Origin of the sequence: Aetokthonos hydrillicola CCALA 1050 (genome assembly GCF_017591665.1) — a bacterium.
Classification (GTDB): Bacteria; Cyanobacteriota; Cyanobacteriia; order Cyanobacteriales; family Nostocaceae; genus Aetokthonos; species Aetokthonos hydrillicola.
This window is the reverse complement of the sequence record NZ_JAAKGC010000438.1, coordinates 1-1,123: the sequence shown is the minus strand read 5'-3', so window position 1 is coordinate 1,123 and position 1,123 is coordinate 1. Positions and strand designations below refer to the sequence as shown.

The following is a 1,123-nucleotide window of genomic DNA, read 5'->3' as shown; positions in this document are numbered from 1 at the left end:
GTTTCAAAGTAGCGATAAATTAACTCTTGGGATGCTTCCCAATCATTATTCCACGTACCTTCAGATTTAAGTTGGTCAATATCCTCTGACGTTGGGCGATAAGCATGATCTGTAAAATGCTGTACGGTATCAGCTAAAGCACGCCGATACGAGCCACCAACATCCCGCACAACTCCGTCAATGTCAAAAACGACAATTACTTTCATATTAGTTAATTAGTTAAATTTGCTCACATGTGAGACTATTGCGTTAGAATAAGCGATCGCAAAGATTAATATGTGTTGCCCGGATATTCCCGGAGGTGTGATTGTCCAAGTTCATTTTAAAAATTTTGTGGTTAGATGAGAACGTCGCCTTGGCGGTAGATCAAGTAGTAGGTAAAGGCACAAGTCCTTTAACCAAGTACTTTTTCTGGCCCAGGAATGATGCCTGGGAAGAGTTAAAAAAGGAGCTAGAATCAAAACACTGGATCAATGAATTAGATCGGGTGGAGTTACTTAATAAGGCTACAGAAGTTATTAACTACTGGCAAGAGGAAGGCCGAAACCGCCCAATGGCTGAGGCTCAGTTGAAATTTCCAGAAGTTACATTTACAGGTAGCGCCTAAGACACTGAACAGTGAACAGTGAACAGTTATCAGTTAACACCACACTATATCGGTGTTTCATCCTGGATAAACACATGATTCTTGACTGATAACTGATAACTGATGACTGATAACTGTTAAAGCTCCCAAAGCCGAATTGTATTATCCCTGCTGGCACTAGCAATAAGCTGTGCAACAGGGCTAACAGCAACGGCGGATACAGAGTCCAGATGACCAGAGAAAGTCGCAATCTTTTGTTTTGTGCTTACTTTCCAAAGTTTAATGGTTTTGTCCCTACTTCCACTAATCAGCATTTGTCCATCAGTACTAAAAGTTACTGTCGTGACTGACCAAGAATGGTCTAGAAGTGTACAGATAACGTGACCAGTGTCTACCTCCCACAATTTAATTGTGTTATCATCGCTACCAGTCGCTAGAATTTTATCATCTGGACTGAAGGCGAGTGTCAAAACCGCCCACGCATGACCAGCAAGGATACTTGAAAAGGTCTTACCTGGGCGGTTTTGAATGCTTTTT

The 1,123-nt window shown here is 41.7% G+C and carries 2 protein-coding genes and 1 pseudogene; 1 reads left to right on the top strand and 2 read right to left on the bottom strand.

Annotation, left to right across the window (positions count from 1 at the left end; genetic code table 11):
- Positions 1-206, bottom strand: a pseudogene (locus tag G4P69_RS38675) (TIGR01548 family HAD-type hydrolase); the annotation flags it as partial.
- Between the two features lie 101 nt (positions 207-307).
- On the opposite strand from G4P69_RS38675, the gene G4P69_RS38670 reads away from it, so the two are divergent.
- The gene (locus G4P69_RS38670) at positions 308-607 is read left to right on the top strand and encodes a 30S ribosomal protein PSRP-3 (protein ID WP_208345583.1); all 300 of its coding nucleotides are present in this window, start codon (positions 308-310) and stop codon (positions 605-607) included.
- A gap of 116 nt (positions 608-723) precedes the next feature.
- Here the strand turns inward: G4P69_RS38670 and G4P69_RS38665 are convergent.
- On the bottom strand, positions 724-1,123 hold a 400-nt coding region (locus tag G4P69_RS38665), incomplete at its 5' end, for a WD40 repeat domain-containing protein (protein ID WP_390694131.1).